At 66.7% G+C, this 3,587-nt stretch carries 3 protein-coding genes; 1 reads left to right on the forward strand and 2 read right to left on the reverse strand.

Annotated features, from left to right (window positions below; all coding sequences use genetic code 11):
- Positions 1–166 precede the first annotated feature (166 nt).
- Complete coding sequence (locus VKP01_RS12435) at positions 167–487, forward strand: AzlD domain-containing protein (protein WP_324412748.1); 321 nt, start codon at positions 167–169, stop codon at positions 485–487.
- Positions 488–505: 18 nt separating this feature from the next.
- Here the strand turns inward: VKP01_RS12435 and ptsP are convergent, their stop codons facing one another.
- Together ptsP and VKP01_RS12445 are read right to left on the reverse strand one after the other, a co-directional pair.
- Positions 506–2,773: a phosphoenolpyruvate--protein phosphotransferase gene (gene ptsP / locus VKP01_RS12440; protein ID WP_324412750.1), complete on the reverse strand. Its 2,268-nt coding sequence runs from the start codon at positions 2,771–2,773 to the stop codon at positions 506–508.
- Between the two features lie 87 nt (positions 2,774–2,860).
- A partial coding sequence (locus VKP01_RS12445) for an aspartate kinase (protein ID WP_324412753.1) occupies positions 2,861–3,587 on the reverse strand: 727 nt, incomplete at its 5' end.

A 3,587-nucleotide genomic window follows, 5' to 3' on the forward strand; every position in this document is an offset into this window, starting at 1 on the left:
ATCTTCTTCGCCGCCATGCTGGTGCCGATGTGGAAGGGGTTTCGCCCGGCGATTCCCTGGGGTGTCGCGGGCAGCGCGGCGCTGATCGCGCAGGCGCTGATCCCCGGCTATGCCTTCATCATCATCGGTGCGCTCGCCGGCGCCATCGCAGGGGCAATGATCGATGATGCCTGAATTCACGCTCGCCACGCCCTACGGCACGCTGATCGCCCTCGTCGCCATGGCCGGGGTGACCTATCTCTGCCGCGCTTCCGGCGTGATCTTCATGAACCGGATCACCATCGGCCCACGCCTCGCCCGGGCTCTGCGCGCCCTGCCGGGCTCCATCGTGATCGCCACGATCCTGCCGATCGCTGCCCAGGCGGGATCGCCGGCCTTCGTCGGGATCAGTGCGGCGATTGCCGTGATGATCGCCACCCGAATGGAGATCGCAGCCATCGCCGCCGGGCTCGTCGGCATCGCACTGGCACGCGCGTTGGGGCTGTAAGGCGATCGTTTCGCGGCCTCAGACAGGGATGCGCCGCCGCTCGGCGAATTGCGCCAGCGTGCTGCGCAGGGTCGGGCCGGTCTCGGGATCGTCGAGCTTCTCGCGGATCACGGCGCCGACTTCCTGCGCGTCGAGGGCGAGCAGCATGGCCTTGACCGGGCCCACCGATGACGGGGCCATCGACAGCGTACGGAAGCCGAGGCCGAGCAGCGCCATCGCCTCGAGCGGGCGTCCGGCAATCTCGCCGCAGATGGAGACCCGGCAATCGCTTTCGCGTGCGGTATCGGCGATCAGGCGCAGGGCGCGCAGGGAGGCCACCCCCAAGGGATCGTAGCGCTGTGCGACCTGGCGATTCTCACGATCGGCGGCGAAGAGGAATTGGAGGAGGTCGTTCGATCCCACCGAGATGAAATCCGCCAGGGCGCAGATTTCCCGAATCTGGAAGAGCAGCGCGGGTACCTCGATCATCACGCCGATGGCGATATCGGTGGGCATCGCATGGCCATGACGGCGCAGATAGGCGATCTCGCGTGCGACAATCTCGCGGCCCCGGGTGAATTCTTCCACCGTGGCGACCATCGGCAGCATGATGGCGATGTCGCGCCCCGATCCCGCCTTGAGCAGGGCGCGGACCTGGCTTCGCAGGAGGCCGGGGCGATCAAGCCCGATCCGGATCGCCCGCCAGCCCAGGGCGGGGTTCTCCTCTTCGATCGCCGACATGTAGGGCAGGATCTTGTCGCCGCCGATATCGAGCGTGCGAAAGACGACGGGGGCGCCGTCCACGGCGTCGAGAACGGCCCGGTAGAGCTTCTGCTGCTCGCTTGTCGAGGGCATCTGCTGCGCGACCATGAACTGGATCTCGGTGCGAAACAGCCCGATCCCGTGTGCCCCGGTCTCCTCCAGATGCGGCAGATCGGCCAGCAGCCCGGCATTCAGCTGCAGATCGACGGCGATGCCGTCTCTGGTGACGGGGGCGACGTCGCACAGGGCGCGGTACTGCTCCTGTCGCTTGGCGCGCAGGCGCGCCTTTTCCGCATAGGCCGCCTCGACATCCGGCCGCGGCCTGATCTGCACCTCACCGGCCACGCCGTCGGCGATGATGGCATCGCCGGGCTCGACCAGTGCCGTGGCGTTCTCCACACGTCCGACGGCGGGAATCCCGAGCGCGCGCGCGACGATGGCGACATGGCTGGCGGGCCCGCCTTCCTCCAGCACGATGCCGCGCAATCTGCCGCGATCGTAATCGAGCAGGGCGGCCGGGCCCATCGAGCGCGCCACGATGATGGCGTTCTCGGGCAGATCCGCCCCGTCCGAGACGAAATCCTGCCCGACCAGCTGGTGCAGCAGGCGGTTGGCCAGATCGTCGAGATCGTGCAGGCGCTCGCGCAGATAGGGATCGGTCTGGCGCATCATCCGCGCGCGGTTGTCCGATTGCACGCGCTCGACGGCGGCCTCCGCCGTGAGACCGGTCATCACCGCTTCGCGCATGCGTCGCAGCCAGCCCTGGTCATGGGCGAACATGCGGAAGGTTTCGAGTACCTCGCGATGCTCGCCGTGATCGGCGACGTCGCCGCGTTCGATCAGCTCGTCGATCGACGCCCGCACCTTCCTGATGGCTGCTTCGAGGCGCTCGACTTCTTCATCGAGATTCTCTGCGATGAGGTTCTTCACCACCACGCGCGGCTCGTGCAGCACCACATGGCCGAGCCCGACGCCCTCGGTGAGCGAGACGCCCTGGAGGTAGAGCGGCTTCTTCAGCGCGATATCCGCGCCTTCCTGCGCGATCGCCTGCAATTCGCCGGAGGCGATCATCTCGGCGACCACCATGGCGGTGGTCTGGGCCGCCTCGATCTCCTCCTCGCTATAGGTGCGATGGGCGCGGTTCTGCACCACCAGCACGCCAAGCGTATTGCCCGCACGCAGGATCGGCACGCCGAGGAAGCCGTGATAGATCTCCTCGCCGGTCTCCGGCTTGTAGGCGAAGGCCGGATGGGTCTGTGCATCGGACAGAGCGAGCGGCTGGGCCGCATCGGCGATCTGGCCGACGAGCCCCTCTCCTGAGCGCATCGTGGTCAGATGCACAGCTTCGCGGTTGAGCCCTTCGGTGGCATAGAGCTCCAGCGTGCCGTCAGCCCGCAGCACGTAGACGGAGCAGACCTCCGCGACCATGTTGGCCGCGATCAGGACCACGATCCTGTCGAGACGATCCTGCGCGCTGATCGGCTCCGCCATGATTTCGCGAAGCCGGCGAAGCAATACACGCGGACCGCCGGATGGGTTTCTCATCTCGGTGCCTGTTCACTGGTGCCGCCCGCCATGGGGCGTCTGCCACGGCGCCATGCCGCGTCCGGGTTGCAAGGGTGGCCGAAACCGTCAGGCTTTGTCGAGTCCGTAGAGTGCATGAAGCGTGCGCACGGCGAGCTCGGTATAGGCTTCCTCGATCAGGACCGAGAACTTGATCTCGGACGTGGTGATGGCGCGGATGTTGATGCCCTTGTCCGACAGGGCCTTGAACGCCTTCGCCGCGACGCCGGCATGGGAGCGCATGCCCACACCGATGGCCGAGACTTTCACGACATCCGTCTCGCCCTGGAGCGATTCGTATTCGATGACGCTGCGGTGTTCTTCGAGCAGGCCTTTCGCGCGCTCATAGTCTCCGGCGGGGACCGTGAAGGTGATGTCGGTCGTGGACGAATCGCGCGAGACCACCTGGATGATCATGTCGACATTGATGTTCGCTTCGGCCAGCGGCACGAAGATCGAGGCGGCGACGCCCGGCTTGTCGGCGACGCGGCGCAGGGTGATCTGCGCTTCGTCCCGGGAATAGGCGATGCCGGTGACGGTCTGCTGTTCCACGATGTCCTCCTCGTCGCAAATCAGCGTGCCGGGCTTCGGGTCGGCGGGATCGTCGAAGCTCGAGCGCACGTGTGTGCGCACGCCGTAGAGCATGGCGAGCTCGACCGAGCGCACCTGCATGACCTTGGCGCCCAGGCTCGCCATCTCGAGCATCTCGTCGTAGGAGACGCGCTCGAGCCGCCTCGCCTTGGCGACGATGCGCGGGTCCGTCGTGTATACGCCGTCGACGTCGGTGTAGATGTCG

Source organism: Saliniramus sp. (assembly GCF_035311605.1).
Classification (GTDB): Bacteria; Pseudomonadota; Alphaproteobacteria; order Rhizobiales; family Beijerinckiaceae; genus Saliniramus.

Excerpts from the sequence above, each read along its gene's own strand:
- ptsP (WP_324412750.1), bottom strand. The coding sequence starts at position 2,773 with ATGAGAAACCCATCCGGCGGTCCGCGTGTATTGCTTCGCCGGCTTCGC.
- VKP01_RS12435 (WP_324412748.1), top strand. The coding sequence starts at position 167 with ATGCCTGAATTCACGCTCGCCACGCCCTACGGCACGCTGATCGCCCTC.